General features: G+C 62.3%; 16 protein-coding genes. 13 read left to right on the forward strand and 3 right to left on the reverse strand.

Annotation, left to right across the window (positions count from 1 at the left end; translation table 11 throughout):
* Window positions 1–90: 90 nt before the first annotated feature.
* The 7 genes from ACRCYW_RS05020 to ACRCYW_RS05050 all read left to right on the forward strand — a co-directional run bounded on the left by ACRCYW_RS05020 (window position 91) and on the right by ACRCYW_RS05050 (window position 11,528).
* Entirely contained in the window at window positions 91–423 is a 333-nt protein-coding gene (locus ACRCYW_RS05020) for a hypothetical protein (RefSeq protein WP_438549064.1), read from the forward strand.
* Between the two features lie 30 nt (window positions 424–453).
* Window positions 454–1,140 (forward strand): pirin family protein, encoded by a 687-nt coding sequence (locus ACRCYW_RS05025; protein ID WP_438549065.1) that lies wholly within the window; start codon window positions 454–456, stop codon window positions 1,138–1,140.
* Window positions 1,141–1,223: 83 nt separating this feature from the next.
* Window positions 1,224–1,616: a DoxX family protein gene (locus ACRCYW_RS05030; protein ID WP_438549066.1), complete on the forward strand. Its 393-nt coding sequence runs from the start codon at window positions 1,224–1,226 to the stop codon at window positions 1,614–1,616.
* 241 nt (window positions 1,617–1,857) lie between these two features.
* Window positions 1,858–5,256: an exodeoxyribonuclease V subunit gamma gene (recC, locus tag ACRCYW_RS05035; RefSeq protein ID WP_438549067.1), complete on the forward strand. Its 3,399-nt coding sequence runs from the start codon at window positions 1,858–1,860 to the stop codon at window positions 5,254–5,256.
* A 67-nt stretch (window positions 5,257–5,323) separates the two neighbouring features.
* Complete coding sequence (recB, locus tag ACRCYW_RS05040) at window positions 5,324–8,935, forward strand: exodeoxyribonuclease V subunit beta (protein WP_438549068.1); 3,612 nt, start codon at window positions 5,324–5,326, stop codon at window positions 8,933–8,935.
* Window positions 8,932–10,986: an exodeoxyribonuclease V subunit alpha gene (gene recD / locus ACRCYW_RS05045; protein WP_438549069.1), complete on the forward strand. Its 2,055-nt coding sequence runs from the start codon at window positions 8,932–8,934 to the stop codon at window positions 10,984–10,986. Before recB ends, recD begins: the two co-directional genes overlap by 4 nt.
* 53 nt (window positions 10,987–11,039) lie before the next feature.
* Window positions 11,040–11,528, forward strand: a complete 489-nt coding sequence (locus tag ACRCYW_RS05050; protein WP_438549070.1) for a GNAT family N-acetyltransferase — start codon at window positions 11,040–11,042, stop codon at window positions 11,526–11,528.
* 250 nt (window positions 11,529–11,778) lie between these two features.
* On the opposite strand, the gene ACRCYW_RS05055 is transcribed toward ACRCYW_RS05050, so the two are convergent.
* Window positions 11,779–12,744, reverse strand: a complete 966-nt coding sequence (locus ACRCYW_RS05055; protein ID WP_438549071.1) for an alpha/beta fold hydrolase — start codon at window positions 12,742–12,744, stop codon at window positions 11,779–11,781.
* 211 nt (window positions 12,745–12,955) lie between these two features.
* Here ACRCYW_RS05055 and ACRCYW_RS05060 point away from each other — a divergent pair, with 211 nt between their 5' ends.
* The 4 genes from ACRCYW_RS05060 to ACRCYW_RS05075 all read left to right on the forward strand — a co-directional run bounded on the left by ACRCYW_RS05060 (window position 12,956) and on the right by ACRCYW_RS05075 (window position 16,951).
* Window positions 12,956–13,564: a TetR/AcrR family transcriptional regulator gene (locus tag ACRCYW_RS05060; RefSeq protein WP_438549072.1), complete on the forward strand. Its 609-nt coding sequence runs from the start codon at window positions 12,956–12,958 to the stop codon at window positions 13,562–13,564.
* Between the two features lie 17 nt (window positions 13,565–13,581).
* Window positions 13,582–14,763, forward strand: a complete 1,182-nt coding sequence (locus ACRCYW_RS05065; protein WP_438549073.1) for an SGNH/GDSL hydrolase family protein — start codon at window positions 13,582–13,584, stop codon at window positions 14,761–14,763.
* A gap of 634 nt (window positions 14,764–15,397) precedes the next feature.
* Window positions 15,398–16,399, forward strand: a complete 1,002-nt coding sequence (locus ACRCYW_RS05070) for a sensor domain-containing diguanylate cyclase (RefSeq protein ID WP_438549074.1) — start codon at window positions 15,398–15,400, stop codon at window positions 16,397–16,399.
* Between the two features lie 132 nt (window positions 16,400–16,531).
* On the forward strand, window positions 16,532–16,951 hold the full coding sequence (locus tag ACRCYW_RS05075; protein WP_438549075.1) for a hypothetical protein: 420 nt from the start codon (window positions 16,532–16,534) through the stop codon (window positions 16,949–16,951).
* 134 nt (window positions 16,952–17,085) lie between these two features.
* On the opposite strand, the gene ACRCYW_RS05080 is transcribed toward ACRCYW_RS05075, so the two are convergent.
* A complete protein-coding gene (locus ACRCYW_RS05080) occupies window positions 17,086–17,427 on the reverse strand; it encodes a hypothetical protein (RefSeq protein ID WP_438549076.1) in 342 nt (113 codons plus the stop codon).
* A gap of 199 nt (window positions 17,428–17,626) precedes the next feature.
* Here ACRCYW_RS05080 and ACRCYW_RS05085 point away from each other — a divergent pair, with 199 nt between their 5' ends.
* Entirely contained in the window at window positions 17,627–18,349 is a 723-nt protein-coding gene (locus ACRCYW_RS05085) for a response regulator (RefSeq protein ID WP_438549092.1), read from the forward strand.
* 33 nt (window positions 18,350–18,382) lie between these two features.
* Window positions 18,383–19,744, forward strand: a complete 1,362-nt coding sequence (locus ACRCYW_RS05090; RefSeq protein ID WP_438549093.1) for an ATP-binding protein — start codon at window positions 18,383–18,385, stop codon at window positions 19,742–19,744.
* A gap of 67 nt (window positions 19,745–19,811) precedes the next feature.
* On the opposite strand, the gene ACRCYW_RS05095 is transcribed toward ACRCYW_RS05090, so the two are convergent.
* Complete coding sequence (locus tag ACRCYW_RS05095) at window positions 19,812–21,767, reverse strand: ligand-gated channel protein (protein WP_438549077.1); 1,956 nt, start codon at window positions 21,765–21,767, stop codon at window positions 19,812–19,814.
* Window positions 21,768–22,055 lie beyond the last annotated feature (288 nt).

The following is a 22,055-nucleotide window of genomic DNA, read 5'->3' on the forward strand; positions in this document are numbered from 1 at the left end:
AGAACAACACCATATTTGAATGACCTCTTGCATGGATGCATTGATTCGGGCCAGTCGGCCTTGGCAATGACATATAAAACAAGAGAGTGAATGAACATGAAAAACGTAATCAAGATGCTGGCCGTTGCAGGCCTGATGACCGCCGGTGTAGCCCAGGCTTCCGTTCCCGCTGACTTCAGCGCCGCCCCGGGTGTACTGTTCGTGAACTGGCAGGCGAGCGCCGCCATCGATGGCAAGTCCAACCCCATGCTGGAGGTCCGTGACGAAGCCGGTGATGTATTGGCCTCTGTCCATGCGAACCTGACCGGCACCCAGATCGTGAAGATCCCGAGCCGTACCCAGGGCAACCTGACGGTCAGCATGGGCAACGAAAGCAGTAATTACCGCATCCCCTTCGGTCTGGGTGGCGGTCGCCAGCGTTAATCCACCGCCTTGGTACATGAGGAGCACACCATGATGAAATTGAGAGCCGCAGCAGAACGAGGTCATGCCAACTTTGGCTGGCTGGATGCCCGTCACAGCTTCTCGTTCGGTCACTACTACGACCCGGACTGGATGGGCCACTCTGTCCTGCGGGTCATCAATCAGGATCGGGTGTCGCCGGGTGGCGGCTTTGCCACCCACCCTCATGCCAACATGGAGATCCTGACCTGCGTGCTGAGTGGCACCATAGAGCACAGGGACAGCCTCGGCCACGCCGAGCAGATCCCGGCGGGGGATTTCCAGCTGATGAGCGCAGGCTCCGGCATCCGTCACAGCGAGTACAACCCCTCGCAGACCGAGCCGCTCTCCCTGTTGCAGATCTGGATCGAGCCGAATGAATTCGGCACAGAACCGGGTTATCAGCAGAAGAAGATTGAAACCCAGCCCGGCCTGACCCTGGTCGCATCGCCGGATGGAGAGGATGGATCCTTCAGGATCCGCCAGCAGGCAAAGGTATGGCGGCTGCAACTGGCCCAAGGGGAGACCCTCGAATGGGCATTGCAAGGACGTCACGGTTACCTGCATATGATTTCAGGGGAGCTGACTGGCAACGGTCTGGCTGCCCACCCCGGCGATGGCCTGCTCAGTCGTGACGAGCAGCGTTGGTCGCTGGTGGCCTCACAGAGTTGTGAAGCCCTGCTGTTTGATCTGCCGTGATATATAAATCTCGGCGAAATGAATGAGTTAGAAATTCGGTCTTACACTATTAACGTACGATGGGTAATCAAAGGAATCTGGAGATGGACAAAATGAGAGACGTGGCACTGTTGGTGGGTCGTGTACTGCTGGCGCTGATGTTCGTGGTAGCAGGCTGGGGCAAGATCGGCGGTTATGCCGGTACCCAGGGTTATATGGAAGCCATGGGTGTGCCCGGTGCCATCTTGCCGCTGGTTATCCTGCTGGAGCTGGGTGGTGGCCTCGCCATAGTGCTGGGTCTGTTCACCCGTAGCATCTCGGTGCTGCTGGCGGGCTTCACCCTGATGGCCGCCTTCATCTTCCACTATCAGCCTGCCGAGCAGATGCAGATGCTGATGTTCATGAAGAACGTCTCCGTGGCCGGTGGTTTCCTGGCCCTGGCGGCGGCCGGAGCAGGGGCCTTCAGCCTGGATGCCCGCCTCGGCAAGAACTGGTAATGCCCCGATAGACGATGTTTTCCAACGCCTTTGGCCGGTGCAACGCACCGGCCTTTTTATTGCCTGCGATCCACTGCCTCGCCGGCGAGAACTGTGATCGCGCCCGGCTTCGCGACGATAAGCGTCTTTTGCATCTTCCCCGCCAATCCCCGACAATCCTTTTTCGTGCGACGTGACGGCGGCCATTGCTGTTTGCCCCGTCACCTCATCCCTTGCATCCTTGAATTGGCGGGACTTGCCCATGTTTACCCTCTACCACTCCAATCAGCTGGATCTGCTCAAAGAGTTGCTGGTGAACCGCATCCGGCAGGCGCCCCTCGCTCACCCCTTCGAGCGGGAGCAGATCTTGGTGCAGAGCCCGGGCATGGCCCAGTGGCTCAAGCTGGAGTTGGCCAAGGCATTCGGCATCGCCGCCAATATCGACTTTCCCCTGCCCGCCAGCTTCATCTGGGAGATGTTTACCCGGGTGCTGGCGGACGTGCCGCGCCAGAGCCCCTACAACAAGGGAGCCATGAGCTGGCAGCTGATGAGCATCCTGCCCGCCCTGCTGGACAGGCCCGCCTTCGCGCCGCTCGCCGCCTATCTGGGGAGCCCGGATAGCGAAGAGGCAGCAGGCGATCCCGAACAGGTGCGACTGTGGCAGCTGTGCCAGAAGATTGCGGATCTGTTCGACCAATACCTGGTCTATCGACCGGACTGGATCGCCCGCTGGGAGCAGGGGGAGGGTCTGGTCGGCACCGGCAGCCAGGAGTTGGCGGGGGTGAGTGGCCAGGATTGGCAGCCTGAGCTGTGGCGTGAGCTGGTGGCACGCACCCTGGCGCTCAGCCCAAGCGGCTATCACAGAGCCAACCTCTACGAAGAATTTATCCACGAGCTGCAACGGACCGTGGACTTGCCGGGCAAGCTGCCCCAACGGGTGTTCGTGTTCGGCATCTCGGCGCTGCCGCCCCGCTACGTGGAGGCGCTGCTGGCGCTGGGCAGTCGGCAGGAGGTGGAGATCCACCTGTTCGTCACCAACCCCTGTCGCTACTACTGGGGGGATCTGCTCGACAGAAAGACCCTGGCACGGCTCGAGAGCAAGCTCAAACCCGGTACCGATATCGTGTCTCTGCAGGGGCCGACCAACCCTCTGCTCTCCTCCATGGGCAAGCTGGGGCGGGACTATCTGCATCAGCTGATGGAGCTGGAGGTGCCGCAGATCGAGGCCTTCGTCGATATCGACGAAACCAGCTTGCTGCATTGCATCCAGAAGGATGTGCTGGAGCTGGGCTCCCGCGGGGAGGCGGTGTTTGAGAAAGAGGGGAACCTCGACAGCAGCCGTCACAAGAGCCCGCTCGACGCGAGCGACGGATCCTTGCAGATCCACGCCTGTCACGGCCCCATGCGGGAGCTGGAGGTGCTGCACGACCGGCTGCTGGCGATGTTCGAGCAAGATCCCACCCTGACCCCGAAGGACGTGGTGGTGATGATGCCGGATGTGAACAGCTACGGCCCCTATATCCAGGCGGTCTTCGGCAAGGAGAGGCCGGGGGCTCGCGCCCAGATCCCGTTCGCGGTGTCGGATCGGGCCGCCAGCCAGGAGAGCCCGCTGCTGCAAAGCTTCCTCGCCCTGCTGGGGCTGCCGAACGCCCGCTTCGGGGCGGGGGAGCTGCTCGCCATCCTGGAGGTGCCGGCCGTGCTGCGCCGCTTCGATCTCGGCGACGACGAGTTCAACCAACTGAGGGTCTGGGTGCAGGAGACCGGCATCCGCTGGGGGCTGGACGATGCCTATCCCGAACGTTTCGCGCTGCCGCCCCTGTCCGGCAACAGCTGGCTGTTCGGCCTGCGCCGCATGCTGTTGGGCTTTGCCATGGGGGACGGGGAGCCGGTGGACGGCATACTGCCCTACGCCGACATCGAGGGTCAGCAGGGCCTGGCCCTCGGCAAGCTGGCCTGGTTCGTGGACTCCCTCGCCGAGTTTCTGCCGAGGCTGCAACAGCCACAGCGCCTGGGGGAGTGGATGAGCTGCCTGAACGAGCTGCTGGATCGCTTCTACCTCGCCGACGAGGACGAGGAGCGGCTGCTGCAGCTCATCCGCACCGCCTTGATCGACTGGCAAGGGGCGCTCGGGGAGGCGTGCTTCGAACAAGCCATCGGTCCGGATCTGCTGCGGGACTACCTCGGCAGCCTGCTCGGTGAGCAGCGCTCCAGTCAGCGCTTCCTCGCAGGCCAGGTCAACTTCTGCACCCTGATGCCCATGCGCTCCATCCCGTTTCGCCAGGTCTGCCTGCTCGGCATGAACGACGGTGTCTACCCGCGCACCCTGGCCCCCATGGGTTTCGATCTGATGGCGGTGGCGAGCCGCCGTGGGGATCGCTCCCGCCGGGACGACGACCGCTACCTGTTCCTGGAGGCGCTGCTCTCCGCCCAGCAGGGACTCTACATCAGCTATCAGGGTTTCAGCGCCGAGGACAACAGCGAGAAGGTGCCCTCGGTGCTGCTGGCGGAGCTCATCGACTATGTGCGCCAGGGCTTCGTGTTGGCGGGGGACGAGGATCTGTCTGACGAGGCCTCCGGCGAGCGGCTGCTCAAGCACCTGATCCGCCGCCATCCGCTCACCCCCTACAGCCAGGACTATTTCTATCCCAAAGCGGGATCCGGCCTGTTCACCTATGCCGCCGACTGGCTGCCGGCCCTCAAGCCCACGCCTGGGGCGGCGAACTTCCAGAGCGGGGAGCTGCCATTGCCTCCCGAATGGGGCAAGGAGCAGGGGCTGGAGCTCGCCGAGTTGCTGCGCTTCTATCGCCAGCCCGCCAAGTATTTCCTCAACCGCCGCCTCAAGGTGTGGTTCGAGCTGAACGAGGCGAACATAGAGGACAGCGAACCGTTCGAGTTGGACGGCTTGCAGCATTATCAGCTCAAGAGCCTGCTGCTGGATGCCCACCTGGCTGAGGGGGACGGCGAGGCGCTGCGCGAGGGAATGAGCCGACGGCGGGAGCGGTTGCGCCTTTCCGGTCAACTGCCCCAGGGCTGGTTTGGCAACCTGTTGCTGGACGATCTGGATGAGCAGATGGGCGGCCTGGCCGCGCGGTTGCGCCCCTGGCTTGCCGCTGACGAAGCCGAGAAACGGGCGGTGGAGATCGACATCGCCCTGACCCAGGGCCAGCTGCAGGGCTGGATAGATACCCAGCGGGGTCGCGCCCTGGTGGTCAAACCCGGCAGCTTCAACGGCAAGGATCTGCTGCTGGGCTGGCTGCAGCACCTCTGCCTCTGCCTGAGCGAGGCTCCCGGCGAGACCCTGCTGCTCGATGCCAAGCAGGGCTGGCGGCTGCCGGTGCTGACGGCGGACGAGGCCAGATCCCGACTGGCGGCCCTGGTGGCACTCTGGCAGCAGGGCATGAAGCGGCCGCTGCCGTTCTTCCCCAACACCGCCTGGGAGTGGCTCAAGGCGATCGAGAAGGATCCGGAAAAACCCGAGGCCGCCGACAAGGCGGCGCAGACCCGCTTCCTCGGCGGCTGGCAGGTGATGGGGGAGGGACAGGACGTCTACGTCGCCCGCTGCTTCCCCGAACTCAACGATGAGGTACTCGGCCAGCTGCAGGCCCTGGCTCGGGAACACCTGACCCCCCTGTTCAACGCCCTGGAGGCGCTCGACCAATGATGACTTATGCTGCGAAGAGCCTTCGCCCTGTGGGTGGCGAGCGCGCCGTGATGCGAAGGGGAGAATAATGGCCAAGACCCTGAATACCCTGCGCTTTCCCCTCCATGGCGAGCGCCTGATCGAAGCCTCCGCCGGCACCGGCAAGACCTACACCATCGCCGGTCTCTACCTGCGCCTCTTGCTGGGCCATGGCCCAGTGATGGCAGATGGAGAGGAGGCGGGCCAGCCCTGCGCCCACGAGCGGCCCCTGTCGGTGACCGAGATCCTGGTGGTGACCTTTACCGAGGCCGCCACCGCCGAGCTGCGCGGGCGGATCCGCGCCCGTATCCATGAGGCGCGCCTCGCCTTCCTGCGTGGCAGCATCCCCGAGCCGGACAAGGATCCCCTGCTGGCGGGTCTGCTGGCAGAGGTCGAGGATCACGAGCTCGCGGCGCGCCGACTGCTGGCGGCCGAGCGGCAGATGGACGAGGCGGCCGTGTTCACCATCCACGGCTTCTGCCAGCGCATGCTCAAACAGAACGCCTTCGAATCTGGCGCCCTGTTTGAAACCGAATTTTTGACCGACGACAGCCAGCTGCGGCTGCAGGCGGTGAGTGACTACTGGCGTGCCGAGTTCTACCCGGTGGACGAGGCCCTGGCCCGGGCGGTGCGCAAGCTCTGGCCAAGCCCTGCTGCCCTGCTGCGGGAGATGAACGGCTGGCTCGACAACAGCGAGCTGGCCATCCTGCCGGCCCTGGGGGACGAGACGCTGGCCGAGCGCCATCGGCAGGCCATGGCCCGCATCGAAGGGATCAAGGCGCAGTGGCTGGCGCAGGTCGACGAGATCCGCCGCCAGACCGATGGCCAGATCAGCCGCTACACCGGCAAGAACTACGAAGGCTGGCTCGGCAAGATAGCCGACTGGGCTTCGGATCCCGCCAGCGGCTACGCCATCCCCAAGGAGCTGGAACGCTTCGGCCAGCAGGTGCTGGAGGAGAACCTGAAGAAAGGGGGCACAGTGCCGACCCTGCCGCTGTTCAGCGAGATCGACGCTCTGTTGGCGAGCCGCCCCGGCATCCGGGATCTGATCCTGCAGCGGGCGGCGCGGGTGGTGCGCGAGCGGATGCAGGCCAGCAAGCGTCAGGCCCATCAGCTCTCGTTCGACGACCTGCTTAAAGATCTCGACGGAGCCCTCGGCTCCGGGCTCGGGGAGAGATTGTGCGAGCGGATCCGGGCGACCTACAGGGTCGCCATGATAGATGAATTCCAGGACACCGACCCCCAGCAGTACCGCATCTTCCACCGCCTCTATGGCGGAAAACAGGATACTGCGCTGCTGATGATCGGTGACCCCAAGCAGGCCATCTATGGTTTTCGTGGCGCCGATATTTTCACCTACATCCAGGCGCGCCGGAATGTAAGTGCCCACTACACCCTCGGGCGCAACTACCGATCCAGCGCCGCCCTGGTGACGGCGGTCAACGGCCTGTTCGAGCGGGCGAAGGATCCCTTCATCTATGAGGCGGACATTCCCTTCCTGCCGGTGGAGGCCCAGGGCAAGGGCAAGGCGCTGACCCTGGCAGGGCAGGCCGCCCCCGTGCTGCACTGCTGGCAGCTTGGCGGCCAGCCCACCTTCAACCGGGGGGAGTACCAGAGCCTGATGGCCCGCGCCACCGCCGCCGAGATCCACCGTCTGCTGAGCCTGGCCCGGGAGGGCGAGGCGCTGATTGGGGAGGCACCGCTGAAGGCGGGGGACATAGCCGTGCTGGTGCGCACCGGCGCCGAGGGGCGACTGGTGCAGCAGGAGCTGGCGCGGCTCGCCATCGCTTCCGTCTATCTGTCGAATCGCGAGAGCGTGCTGGCCCAAGTGGAGGCACGGGAGATCTTGCTGATCCTGCACGCCTGCCAGAACCCGAGCGAGGAGCGCAGCCTGAGGGCGGCGCTCGCCACCGGCCTGTTCGATCTCGATGCCAAGGCGCTGGATGAGCTCGCCTCGGACGAGCGCGCCTGGGAGAGCGCGGTGCAGGAGTTTATGGAGTACCGGTCGCTGTGGCACCGCAATGGGGTGCTGGCCATGCTGCGGGCCCTGCTGCACAGGCGCAACCTGGCCGCCTCCCTGCTGGCGAGTCCCTATGGGGAGCGCCGGCTGACCAACTTCCTCCATCTGGCCGAGCTGTTGCAACAGGCAAGCTGCGAGCTGGACGGGGAATATGCCCTGCTGCGCTGGCTGGGGGAGGCGGTCAACCACCCCAACGGCCAGGTGGCGGAGCAGGTGCTGCGCCTCGAATCCGAGCGCAAGCTGGTGCAGATAGTTACCATCCACAAGTCCAAGGGGCTGGAGTACCCCCTGGTGTTCCTGCCCTTCATCTGCAGCCACCGCGCCGCCGAGCTGCCTCTCTATCACGCCGAGGTGGAGGGGCAGAACCGCACCATCCTGGATCTCACCGAGGCGGAAGGATCCCTGGCCGAGGCCGACAGGGAGCGCCTCGCCGAAGACCTGCGGCTGCTCTACGTGGCCCTGACCCGGGGGGTCTACGCCACCTGGCTCGGGCTCGCACCGGTGCGCGCCGGCGCGGGCAAGTCGGAGCAGACCGACCTGCACCACACCGCCATCGGCTACCTGCTGCAACAAGGGGAAGCCGGCGATGCCTCGACCCTGAGCACGGCCCTCGACGAGCTTGCCAAGGCCCTGCCCGGGGTGGCGGTCGGTGAGCCCTCGCTCACCCGCCCGGCCCCATTGCCAGCAGAGCAGACCTCCCTCGGTGAGCCCCTGGTGCGCCGCTTCGAGGGGAGACTGGAGCGGGACTGGTGGATCAGCTCCTACTCCGGCCTCGCGGCCCAGGGCCTGGGGCACGGCAAGGGGGTGCTGGCCAACCCCGGCTTCGATGACGAGGTGGTGACCGAGGCGGCCGTCCCGCTGCCGGAGGAGGCGCCTCAGCTCTCCATCTTCAGCTTCCCCAAGGGGGCGCGCCCCGGCACCCTGCTGCACAGCCTGTTCGAGACCATCGACTTCCAAAGCGCACAAGGGGAGGAGCTGTGCGCCCATATAGCCACCTTGCTGACCCAGGAGGGGTTCGACGAGAGCTGGGCCCCGGTGTTGCAACAGCAGGTGGAGGCCGTGCTGGATACCCAACTCGAGACGGGGTTTGGGGAGCCGGTGCGGCTGCGCGACCTGAGCGCCGAGCGCAAGCAGGTGGAGCTGGAGTTCTTCCTGCCCATGGAGCGGGTGACGGCAAAGGATCTCACCACGCTGTGTCAGCGCCTCGACCCTCTGTCGGCGGGCAATAAACCCTTAAGTTTCAGTACAGTACAGGGGATGCTCAAGGGCTTTATCGATCTGGTGTTCGAGTGGCAGGGGCGCTGGTATCTGCTCGACTATAAATCCAACCACCTCGGCATGAGCCCGGCGGATTACGGCCGCCCGGCGCTGGAGCGGGCCATGCAGGAACATCGCTACGACCTGCAATACCAGCTCTATTCCCTCGCACTGCACCGGCTGCTCACGCTGCGGCTGCCGGGTTACGACTTCGACCAGCACTTTGGCGGTGTCTATTACCTCTTCCTGCGGGGCATGCCACAGGGTGGCGTTTTCCACACCCGTCCGAGTCGGGATCTGGTGCTGGGGCTCGACGAGTTGTTTAGTAAAGGTGTGATGCCTGATGATCATCGTTTAATTGAGTTGAACAAGGCGGATGCATGACGGGCACAGCAATGATCGAACGCTTGAAACAACTGGCCCTGGCGGGCCGCATTCGTCAGCTGGATCTGCAATTTGCCAGGCTGCTGGCGGATCTCGGCGCCGGTCCCGAGCTGGTGTTGGGGGCGGCGCTCGCCTGTTACGAGCTGGGTCGCGGCCACGTCTGCCTGCCGCTGGCGCTGTTGGTGAAAGATGGCAAGGATCAGGGATCCTGGCGCCCGTTCGGGCTGGATCCCGAGCAGAGCCGGGATCTGCTGCAGGATCTTGCCGATCCATCCCGCTGGCCCGCGCTGTTTGCCGAGAGTCCGCTGGTGGGCCTGGAGGGAAGCGAGGGGGAAGCGCCGCGCTGGCCGCTGCGGCTGTGGCAGGGGCGGCTCTACCTCACCCGCTACCACGATCACGAGCAAGGGGTGGCTCGCCACCTGAGCGCCTTGAGCGAGCGAGCGGAATGGCCGGACATAGCACCAGCCCTGTCGCGCCTGTTTGCCCGCGACTATGGCCAGATCTTCACGGCCCTGCTCAAGGCGCGCCTAGCGCCGGACTTCTCCGCCCCCCAGTTTGTGGAGAAGTACCTGGATCTGGTGTACCCGGATGAGGTGAATTGGCCCGAGGTGGAGGCCCTGCTGGCCCGCGCCCAGGCGGCGAGCGAGCTGAGCGCGTTGGATATGCTGGTGCCGGAGGCGCTCTGCTGCAACGGCCAGAAGCTGGCGGCGGCCACGGCGGCGGCACGCCCCTTCGCGGTCATCTCCGGCGGCCCCGGCACCGGCAAGACCACCACGGTCGCCAAGCTGCTGGCCATCCTGGTGGAGACCGGCCTGCAGCAGGGCAAGGCCCCGGCGATCCGGCTGGTGGCGCCCACCGGCAAGGCGGCGGCAAGGCTCACCGAGAGTATCGGCAGCGCCTTGCAGGCGCTGGATCTGACCCCCGAGGTGGTGACGGCCATTCCCACCGAGGCGGGCACCTTGCACCGGTTGCTCGGGGTGATCCCGGGTCGCAGCCAGTTCCGCCATCACAAGGGCAACCCGCTGCACCTGGACCTGCTGGTGGTGGATGAGGCCTCCATGGTGGACTTGCCCATGATGGCGCGCCTCTTGGACGCGCTGCCCAAGTCTGCTCGTCTGATTTTGCTCGGCGACAAGGATCAGCTCGCCTCGGTGGAGGCCGGGGCCGTGCTCGGCGACATCTGCAGCTTCATCTCTCAGGGTATCAGCCTAGGGCAGGCGGATTGGCTCTCCCGCCAGACCGGCTACCGGTTGCAGGGCTCGCCCACCGGCGCCCCTGTGCGGGACAGTCTCTGCCTGTTAACCAAGAGCTGGCGATTCGACAAACACTCCGGCATAGGCCAGCTGGCACGGGCCTGCAATGACGGCGATGTTGCGGCTCTGGAGGCGGTCTGGGGGCAGGGCTTTAACGACATCAGCCTGCATCCCTGGGTGGGGGATGCCTATGAGGGGCTGATCGCCCTGGGGGTGGCAGGGTACGGCGCTTATCTCAAGGCGGCCCGGGAGGGGCAGGATCCCGCCGCCGTGTTCGGGGCGTTCAACGGCTTTCAGATCCTCTGCGCCCTGCGGGACGGCCCCTTCGGGGTGGAGGGTTTGAATCAGCGCCTCGAGCTCGCCCTGTCCAAGGCCGGCCTTATCCAGCGGGATGGCGACTGGTATGCGGGCCGCCCTGTGATGGTGGTGCGCAACGATCACGGCATCGGCCTCTACAACGGCGACATGGGGCTCTGCCTGCCGGATGACACCGGCCGATTGAAGGTGTGGTTTGAGCAGCCGGACGGCAGCCTGCGCTCATTGTTGCCGAGCCGCTTACCCCCTCACGAGACCGTCTACGCCATGACCATCCACAAATCCCAGGGCTCGGAGTTTGCCCATACCGTATTGGTGTTGCCGGACGGCCCCAGCCCCCTGCTCACCCGCGAGCTGGTTTACACCAGCATCACCCGCGCCAAGGCCCGCCTCGCTCTCTACGGCGATCGCGCCCTGCTGGCACAGGCGGTGCGGAAAAAGACCGAGCGGTATTCGGGATTGGCACAGCGGTTGGGGGAGTGATGAGGCCTGAAGGCTCTATCACCAAGTTTCAGTAGAGCGGCAGGAGGTCGCCATTGCAGATTGAATTTAAAGAAATAAATCTGGAAAGAGACTTCGAGCTTTGTGTCGAAGCGCGCAGGGATGCCTATTTCTGCAGCTTCGATACTTATGATGGTTTTGCCGAATTTATCTCCGGCTATCGGGAACGCATCTTGGAACGGCAAGCACAGACCGAGTGGTTTTACCGCCATATTTGGGTAGACGGCAAGATCGTCGGCCAATTGGAGTTTCGAAGCGTATCTGATGAACCCGAGACGGGCTATGTGCAACTGATTTATCTGTTTCCCGAGTATCGGGGCACTGGCTTGGCCACCGAACTGCAGGCATATATCCGACACCAGTTGCGCATTACAGACTGCCAATGGGTAATGCTTTCCGTCAGTCGTACCAACTTGCGGGCCATCAATCACTATCGCCGATTTGGCTGGGTATTCTTGCGCCCCAATCCGAAGCACGAAGAGACGGATTTTTATCGACTCAGACTGGATGCCTCCCTGTTATAAAGGGCAATAGGCGCGCCGCTTATTTAATTCTCATCTATAACGACAATGATATTGCCGCCCCTCATCCCCAACCCTTCTCCCGCAAGGGGAGAAGGGAGAAATCCTGCTTCCGCCTTCCAATTACGCTTAGCCAATAGAATGCCACGCTGAACCAGCGTGAAAAATATCAGGTCTGCTTATTCCGGCCATAAAGAATAAAGCCCCCGAGTCGGAGGCTTGTTTTGATATCGCTCATAAATTAGCAGCGTATTTATTTTTTCAAAAATGGTAGTAACACTGTCATCAGCTGCTCCGGGCACTCTTCCGTTACAAAGTGACCGCATTCGCTGAGCATAGCGCCCTGCAAATTCACCGCTCTTCCCTGCATCGTCTGCTGTGGTGCATCACGGGTGGCATGGTCTGCACCTATTGCCAGAACCGGCATCATCAACTTTTTCTCGGCCCGCTGTTTGTTCTGCTGAATGGTTTGCGGGATCGCCCGGTAATAGGCAAATCCTGCACGTAGCCCGCCCGGTGAAGAATAAGCATCGATATAGGTTTGTGCTGCGACGCGATCACGACGATAAGACCAGTGGTCAAAAATAAAATTCAGATATTCCCGTTCTTTACCGGCCGTCAGCATTTCCGGCAAGTCCTGTACCTGATTAAACATAAAATGCCAGAGGAAAATATTCTCCTGCGGATCGACAAAGATGGACGGCGCCGGCGCCAGACCCGGAATCACGGCCTCGGTTAATGCGATTCGTTTAATGTCCGCGGGATAGTCACTTGCCAGCGCATAACCCACCCACATGCCGATGTCGTGACCGACCACCGAATATTGTTTATGGCCCAGCTGATTCATCATCCTGTGCAATGTGGTTGCCACCGCCCCGGTATCATAACCCGTGGTCGGCCGTGCGGAATAACCGGTGCCCGGCGGATCAACCGCTATCGCCATATAGCCTTCGGCTGCGAGCCGGGTCATCACATGACGCCATGCATACCAGGTCTGCGGCCAGCCCGGGATCAGTAACACGGGCTCCCCCTTTCCCACCGTCACGTAATGCATCTTCTGCCCCGCAACGTCCACATACCGATGCTGAAAATCTGCCTCGTTAACCTGCGTTGTTGCCGATGTCGCTGCCGCGCCTTGTGCAGTTGCCGCGACGGCAGCGCCATGGAATGGGAGCAGCATGACGGCTGCCAGCAATGCCCTGATGAGTGATGTGTTCATACCTTTTCCGTCTGAATGATTGATAAAAAATACCCGCAGCAGGCCCAAGACAGAGCCTGTGTTAGCTGCGGCGGCACCTATTGTTTGTCGATCAACAGTGAATAGGTTAAGAGGGTCTCTCAATTTTTGTCAATCAACAAAAAATAATTCTTTGTTAGTCGACAATGAACTGGTAGCCTTTATCCGAGATGACTTATTCGGAGAGTGTGTTATGGCTGGCAGACCAAGAGAGTTCGATCGTGAAGAGGCATTGCGCAAAGCAAAGGAGGTGTTCTGGCAGCGTGGCTATGAAGGGACATCCCTGTCTGATCTGGTTGCCGCACTGGGGATTGCTTCTGCCCGTATTTATGCCGCCTTCGGCTCAAAGGAGAATCTTTTCCGTGAGGCGATAGCGCATTATCTGGCCGAAGAAGGTGCTTTTGCAGACGCCGCCCTATCACAGCCGAACACCCGCCAGGCTGTCAGGCAACTGCTTGTAAATGCAGTTGAAAACTACACCCGAGACGATAGGCCGCACGGTTGTATGGTGGTGTTGTCGCTGACCAACTATGGCCGTGACAATGAAGAGATCATGGCATGGCTGGCCGGTTACCGCCGGGAGCGGATTGACGGCATGGTAGAACGCATCCGGCAGGGGGTTGAGTCCGGCGATCTGCCGGAAAACACCGATATCCAGGCGCTCGGGGATTATCTGGCGACCCTGTTTCACGGGATCTCCATCCAGGCCCGGGATGGTGTCAGCCGGGCGCGTCTGATGGCCATGACAGAGATCGCCATGCATACGTTCGATGCCATGACGATCCCGCCGGCCGCGCATTAATTTCAGGAGAATTTCTGATGCCCTATTCAGTGCCTTCAGTCCTGCCAATGCGCGACGAATGGATATGCAGCTGGCTATCGACCTCTCAGCCTGCCTCAGGAGAGGCGTTTCCCTTTCCGTCGGACATACCGGTCATTCATGGGGATCAGACACTCAGGCAGGCATTGCGCATCAGCCGGGGTGGCCAAAAGCTGCGGCTGATCTTCTCCAACCGTTATGGTGCGCAGCCGCTGGTCATGGGCGAGAGCTATATGTCCGTGCCTGATCTGTGCAGCGCCCTGCCTGTTACCTTTGACGGACAAATCGGGGCGACCATTCCTGCGGGGGGGATTCTGTGCAGCGATGAAATTTCACTGCATATTCCGTCATTATCAGTGATCACTCTGCGGACCTATCTGCCGGAACCGATACCGGTCAATACCTTCCACTGGGATGCCCGTCATTTTTCGTTGCTTGAGCTGGGTAATCGGGCCATCAAGGAAGACGCCGGCGACGGTCAGAAAATCAGCTCCCGTTTTCTGGTTGAAAGTGTGCAGGTTCAACCGGAGTCTGCGGGCAGCACTCTGGTCGTTATCGGCGACTCTATGGTGGATGGTAACGGCGTGGACATGGACACCTATGGCCGCTGGACGGATTTTTTGGCAGAGCGCTTTATTGCCGACAATATTGCCGTGGTGAATGCCGGGCAGTCGGGTTCCCGGTTACTGAAAGACGGTGTCGGCATCTCTGCCTTGTCACGTTTTGAGCGTGATGTGCTTGAGCAGCCCGGTGTCACCGCCTGTATCGTGCAGGTCGGGCTGAATGATATCGGCTTGGCGGGTACGGCACTGGATCCGGAACATCCGCTGCCGTCGGCAGCAGAGCTTATCAACGGCTATCGGCAATTACTGGCGATGGCGCGGGAATACCATATCCGCATGACAGGTGTAACCCTGGTACCGCTACGGGGAACCGGTGAGTATGGCATTGAGGGCTTTTATCAGCCTGAAAAAGAGGTTGTCCGGCAGGAGGTGAATCACTGGATGCGCACCAGCGGGGAGTTTGATGTTGTTATTGACAGCGATCTGCTGGTACGGGATCCGGAATGCATTTCGCAGCTCAGCGCGCAATATGATTCCGGGGATCACCTTCATCTCAATCATGCAGGGCATCTGCGGGTCGCGCAGTCAATTCCGCTGGCCGTGATCCGGGCTGATTGACGGCTTTTTTCTCGGTGGAATCCAACGCCCCGCTATTTCGCGGGGTGCTACAACTCAGCACTAAGCCGCTATATCCATCTACCCAGGCCGTATCATTTTTCAATCTATATTGATGCCGCTATCCGGGAGCGGCGTCGAGGATCCATCCAGGCCGTTGTCTGTACTTAGGCTGCGCATACAGGGAGTACTTTGCCGAACCCGTGTCTGCCACTGCAGGAGGCGATGAGCTCCCACACTACGGATAAGCCGAAAGCGCTAACCGGGCAGCCAGCCTGTTCTTTGGCCCACTTGTGTCGATTCCATGGGTCATGCGGTAGGTTCCATTCGGTTTCCTTCAGGGGCGGGGAAGGTGCTCTCGTCATAGCTATTACGGGTCCAACTGGGGTCTCCAGGTGTTTGACTTCGGCGCTTTTGAGCTGCTTGAGGTGGGCGGTCATTTTCTCCCCCCTCCACACTGCCGAGGGTAATGCGAGATAAGCCTGCCTTTGCTGCTAGAGGGAAATGCGAGTCGGCGATCGAAGCGAGCTGAACCCGCACGGAGTGTGAGCCATGATCCTAGTGGGGCCAAGGCTTCTACACTCAATGCCAGGCCTGCTACCGGATGGGGGCTGCGAGAGGACAAGGATGGTCTGTTATGGAACAAGAGACGGGTGGGATAAGGATCTCGGATCTCAATGAGGCCGTGGTACACGGCATTCTCGAGGTGATCAGCGAAGGGATCTGGGATTGGAATGCCAACACGGGGTTCGTCTACCGCAATGCCGGCTGGTATCTGATGCTGGGATACGATCCCCACTCCCTGGACAACACTGTGTTCACCTGGGAGAGCGTCATCCACCCCGACGATCTGGCTCATGTCATGACCTGCTTCGATGCCTGCCTGAACGGCAAGGCCTCCGACTACAGGGCCGAGTATCGTTGCCGCTGCCGCAATGGGGAGTACCGCTGGATTGAGGATTCCGGTCGCATCATAGGGCTCAACCCGGATGGTTCGGTGGCCCGGATGATAGGGGCCCATCGGGACATTCATGCCCAACGTGAACTCTGTGTGCGGCTGGAGCGGCAAAACCGCAGCCTGGAACAGCAGGTCGCCGAGCGCACCGCCGAGCTGGAGCGCCTCAACCGGGCGTTGCAGCATCAGGTGGAGGAGAATCGTCGACTGGCGGAGACGGACGTGCTGACGGGCGCCGCCAGCCGCTATCGGCTGGAGCAGGCGATCCGGCTGGAGCACGAGCGGGCAAGGCGCTTCCACGAGCCCTTCTCCGTGATCGCCATGGACGTGGATGACTTCAAGCAGATCAATGACAACCATGGTCACGGGGTGGGTGATCAGACCCTGATCGACATAGTCCGGGTGGCCCGGAGCGGGATCCGCGAGATCGATCTGCTCGCCCGCTGGGGTGGCGACGAGTTCATGTTGATCCTGCCCAATACCCGACTGGCGGATGCCCTGCTGGTGGCCGAGAAGCTGCGCCTGCGACTCGGGCATCTGCGGGTGATGGAGCGGGATCCCGTCACCCTGAGCTTCGGGCTGGTCGAATCCCAATCCGACGAGGCCCTGACGCAACTGATGGCGAGGGTGGACGGGGCGCTCTACCGGGCCAAGCTGGCGGGCAAGGATCGGCTCTGTGGCTAGGAACAGGGCGGGCTGAGGACCGCCATGGTGGCGATGCCCCCCCGGATGCGGCTTGACCAAGGTATCGACTTGACGCCGCCCCCACTCGCTGGTCTGATGCGCGCTCTTTTCATACCTGTGAGATGTATCTTGATGAAGAAGTGCCTCCTGATTGCCCTGACCGCAATGCCGCTGTTTGCCCACGCCGGCCTGATGGACTCCCTGACCGATACCGTGACCAGCAGCCTGACCAGCAGCGCCAAGGAGATGGCCGGTAGCGCCATGGACGACGCCACCAATGCCGCGGTCAAGCGCGCCCTGGACATCAAGGAAGGCGGCTCCAACAAGGAGGCCATCAAGGCCAAGCTGGGAGCCCCGCTGAGCACCCAGACCGAAGCCGGTCTGGAAGTCTGGACCTATGATCTGGGCGCCCTGAACAAGGTATCCCCCATGCTGGCGGAGACCTCCAAGACCCTGTTCAAGGATGCGGAAGTGGCCCAGAAGACGGTGGTCATCAAGTTCGAAGGGGAGACCGTCAAGACCCTGAACCTGGCCGACAAGGCCAAGGCATAAGTCTGATTGACGATACGAAGCAGGGGCCTGATGGCCCCTTTTTGCTGGGTGGCGTTCACCGCCGACCCCGTTGTGTGGGGCGGCAGAAACGACAGAGGGTGGCCTGGGCCACCCTCGTTGGTTGTCGAAGAGACTTATTTGTTCGCTTCGGCAAACTGCTTCATCACCTCGGCGTGTTTGGTCATGCCGTCGGCGCGCAGCTCCAGATTCTTCACGAACTCGGCTTTCTTGGCCGGATCTTCAATCTTGTCGTAGCGCTGCTGCAGGTGAGCCTGGATCTGCTCCGGGGTCATGTTCTGCATGCGGGCCATCTTGTCGTGGCGGCCACCGTGGTGCTTGCCATCCTTCATGGGGCAGTCGCTCATCATGGGGGTGCCCGGCTGAGCGGTACTCACGGCTTCGCTGGCGGCGTAGGCGCCGAGCGGCAGGCCGAGGATCAGGGTGGCGGTCAGCAGGGTCTTGGTCAGCTTTTTCATGGGTAACTCCTTTCGGATGAATATGGGATTCGGCTCGTTCGCCTTGGTACTCAGTAAACACCGAGGAAGTGTCTGAAATTTGCCAGTTGAGGCCTATTTTGTAGCAGAGTGTGGCATCTTGGCGCTACGGCACACTTTGACATAATCCGCCCGGTTGATTTTCGTATAATCGCTCCAGCTCGAACATGGGAGAACAATGATGAACCAAGGCAGCCCTCATATCCTGGTGGTGGATGACCACAGCGAGATCCGCGATCTGCTCAAGCGCTTTCTGGAACAGCACGGGATGCGGGTCAGCTGTGCCCGCGACGGCAAGGAGATGAAGCGCCTGCTGGAGGAGCGGGAATTCGACCTGCTGGTGCTGGACCTGATGATGCCGGGGGAGGATGGACTGACCCTGTGCCGCGAGCTGAGGGTGAAATCCAGCCTGCCCATCATCATGCTCACCGCCATGGGGGAGGAGACGGACCGCATCATAGGGCTGGAGATGGGGGCCGATGACTACCTCGCCAAGCCGTTCAACCCCCGCGAGCTGCTGGCGAGGATCAAGGCAGTGATGCGCCGCACCCAGGCCGAGCCGCAATCCGCCCCTGAGGCCCTGACCCGGGATCTGCGCTTCGATCGCTGGCTGCTGGACATCCATCGCCGGGAGTTGGTAGATGAAGAGGGGGTGGGGATGAGCCTCTCCACCGCCGAGTTCGATCTGCTGAAGGTGTTCCTCGAGCGTCCCCAGCGGGTGCTGAGTCGGGATCAACTGCTGGATCTGGCCCGCGGCCGGGAGGCGGTGGCCTTCGATCGCGCCATCGACACCCTGGTGAGCCGGCTGCGGCGCAAGCTGGAGCGGGATCCCAAGAACCCCGAGCTCATCAAGACCATCTGGGGTGGTGGCTACCTGTTCGCCGCCGACGTGACCCAGGAGTAAAGGGTGAGTACGTTCAAGAAATTTTTTTCCCGGCTGTGGCCCAAGGGGCTGACCGGCCAGATCGTGCTGGTGGCCCTGGCCGGGCTGGTGTTGATCCAGTTGCTCAGCATCCAGATCTATCGTTCCGACCGGGAAGAGGCCCTCGGCTACGTCAACAGCCGCAACGCCATGCAGCGCATCATCTCTGTAGTGCGCCTGCTCACCCTGTCTCCCCCCTCCCTCTATCACGAGATCCTCAAGGCGAGCCGCAGCGAGACCCTGTTGCTGCGCCTCTCCGACGAGCCGCTGCAACCGGACAACCGCAGCCCCCGCTTCGAGAAGCTGGTGCGGGCCAAGCTGGACTATCCGCCCCAGCTGGCGGTGGAGATCAGCGCCGAGCTCAAGCAGGAGTTCCAGCGCAGCCAGGCCTGGCGTCATCATAACCGCATGATGAAGGATCGCAGCGGCATGCCGCCGCCCCAGGACATGCGGCTCTACGGTTCCATCCAGCTGCCCAATGGCGGTTGGCTGCAATTCAGCTCCCTGGTGGACAAGGAGTCGGCGAGCTGGTCCTGGCAGACCACCCTCAACCTGCTGCTGGTGGCGAGCCTGGTGATCGGCCTGATGATCTGGCTGTTCCGCCGCGCCACCCAACCGCTCAAGCAGTTGGCGGCCAACGCGGATCGGCTGGGGCGAGGAGAGGACATAGAGCCGCTGCGGGAAGCCGGGCCGACGGAGATCCGCGAGTCTATCCAGGCCTTCAACCGGATGCACACCCGGCTCGATCGCTTCGTGCAGGACAGGACCCGCATGCTGGCCGCCATTTCCCACGACCTGCGCACCCCCATCACCAGCCTGCGGCTGCGCAGCGAGTTTCTGGCGGATGGGGAGGACAAGGAGCGCTTCCAGCAGACCCTGCAGCAGATGGAGCAGATGCTGGCGGCGACCCTGAGCTTCGCCCGGGAGGAGGGGCTGCAGGAGGCGACCCGGGAGCTGGATCTGGTGAGCCTGCTGGAAAGCCTGTGTGACGACTATGCGGACACGGGCCAGCCGGTCACCTGCCTGGCCGAGGGCAAGCAGGTCTACGCCTGCCGTGCCAACACCCTGCGCCGGGTGCTGCAGAACCTCATCGGCAACGCCATCAAGTATGCGGGCAGCGCCGAGGTCTCCCTCGAGCGCACCGACAGCGAGCTGCTGATCCGGGTCTGCGATCGGGGGCCCGGCATAGATCCGGGCCAGCTGGAGGAGGTGTTCAAGCCCTTCGTGCGCCTCGACGGGGCTCGCAATACGGAGTCCGGCAGCGTGGGGCTGGGGCTCGCCATCGCCCGCACCCTGGTGCACCAGCATGGCGGGGAGCTGACCCTGCACAATAGAGACGGCGGTGGGCTGGAGGCGAGGATCCGCCTGCCATTGTGAAGACGGATGGTGAAAAAGAGGGCGTCCAGGGCGCCCTCTTTATTTATCGCTGTGGCGGCGCTGGTCATCAGAACTGGTAGGTCATCCCCAGATTGTAGCGGCGACCGTCCAGCACGGTACCGTAGCTGCCGTAATCCACCGTCTTGTCGAACAGGTTGTAGACGCCGGCGGTGACGTTGAGGTGTTGATTGGCCTTGTAGACCAGGCCGGTGTCGAAGAAGGTGTAGGAGGGGGTGCCTTCGGCCATCCGGGTGCGGCTCAGGTAGTCGGAGGTCTTGCTGCGGAAGTTGACCCTGGACCAGAGGCTGACATCCGCGGTGGTCTGCCAGTCGACCGAGGCGTTGAACATGTGGCGGGGCATCTGGTTCAGCGGTTTGCCTTCCATGGGGCCACTCTTCTGCTCGGACTGGGTATAGGTGTAGCTGGAGGCCAGGGACCAATCCTCATTGATGGCCCAGTTGGCCGTGCTCTCCAACCCGCGCATGTTCGCCTTTTCGACGTTGATGCGGTCGCTGATGAAGTCGTAGGTATGCCCATTGAGGGTGCAGGACGGGTCTGTCTTGCTGGAGCAGCGACGGATCTCGGAGAGCATGTCCTCGAAGTCGGTGTTGAACAGGGTCAGGCTGGCGCTGAGCCCTTCGCGACCGTCCCATAGCAGGGCAATCTCCTCGCTGACGCTGGTCTCCGGCTTGAGATCCGGATTGCCGACCAGGATGCCATCCTGGGTGCCTCCGCCGGTGGCCTGGCCCCAGTTGGCCGCCGACATGCGCAGATCGGGGGAGCGATAGCCCGTCGAGACCCCGCCCTTCAGGGTCCAGAATTCCGCCGGGTGCCAGACCCCGTAGAGGCGAGGGCTCCAGTGGGTGCCGTAGTTCTGATCCTGATCCATGCGGACCCCGCCGGTCAGGGCGAAGCTGTCCGTCAGGGACCACTCATCTTCCAGGAAGAGGGCCCAGCTCCAGCGGGTCAGCTGGCTGGCCCGGTTGCTCACGTTGAGCTGATTGCCTTGATCCTGCAGATCCTCGTAACGGTACTGGCCGCCGAGGCTCAGGTAGTGATCCCCCAGAATGAACTGGGTGTGGGTGTCGGCGATGCTGTTGATCATCTTCATCTGGCGGCCGGGGTTGGTGTTCTCTTCCCGCTGCAGATAGCTGGTGGATGAGCCGAAGTCGTACTGGCCGTTGTGGGTGATGGCGTAGTTGGTGCGCTCGTAGGTGTTCAGACTGGGCTTGGACTTGGCCGGCAGGGATTCGCCCGGGGTGCGGTCTCTATCCTGCAGGGAGCGGCTGACCTCGAAGTCGAAGCCATTGTGTGTATCCGGCGTCAGGCTGAACACGGCGGTGCCGCTTTTCGTCTCCTGTTCGGCGAAGCCGTTCTGGAACTGATCCTCTCCCCGGTGGGAGAGCTGGCCATTCAGGCGCATCCCCAGCAGCCCATCCACCAGGTTGCCCGCCGTGTAGCCGTCGGTCTGGAAGATGTCGCCGGACGCCTTGTTCTCCTGGAAGGTGGAGTCCGCATGGAGGGAGCCCTGCCAGGCGCTCATGCTGCTGGTCTTGCGGGTGATGACGTTGATGACGCCCCCCATGGCATCCGAGCCGTAGCGGGATGACATGGGACCGCGCACCACCTCGATGCGATCTATGGCCTGCAACGGAGGCAGCCAGCCCTGCTCTATGCCGGGACCGTCGCTGTTGGGGCGGGTACCGCGGCTGTCGACCCGCTTGCCGTCGACCAGCATCAGGGTGTACTTCGAGCCCATGCCGCGGATGCTGATGTCGCTGCTGCTGCCCCCGCCGGTGATCACCACGCCGGGCACGTCCTTCAGGGCGTCGGTGACGTCCCGATAGGCACGCTTCTCCAGCTGTTCACGGGTCACCACCGAGATGGAGGCCGCCGTGTCCTCGATCTTCTGCTGGAAGCCGGAGGCGGTCACGACCATGACCTCGGGTTCGGCTGCATAGGCAGGGACGGCGAGGGACGCGAGAATGAGGGGGGTCAGCTTGTGAGGAGGGATCGTTGTCATCTTGGCCTGAACTCTGTGAGTGGGAAAATGGGATTCATCCATGATCGACTCGGTGACCTAGCCTGCCGGTGTCCAGGGGCGATAAGGCTCAATTGGATTTAGTCCCGAGTTCGGCGGGCATTGTAGTCAGCACGGCAAGGTGTGTAAATGATAATTAATCGCATTTGATGGGATTGAGATCAGATGAGGGTGAGAGGGGAGTGGCACTAGTCTGGGGGATAAGGGGCGGTTGGGATCGGGCGGAGAATGAGAGAAGAAGCTGGCATTGGGGCAACAAAAAACCCGCCG

Origin of the sequence: Aeromonas sp. (assembly GCF_051657805.1) — a bacterium.
In the GTDB taxonomy this organism is placed as follows: Bacteria; Pseudomonadota; Gammaproteobacteria; order Enterobacterales; family Aeromonadaceae; genus Aeromonas.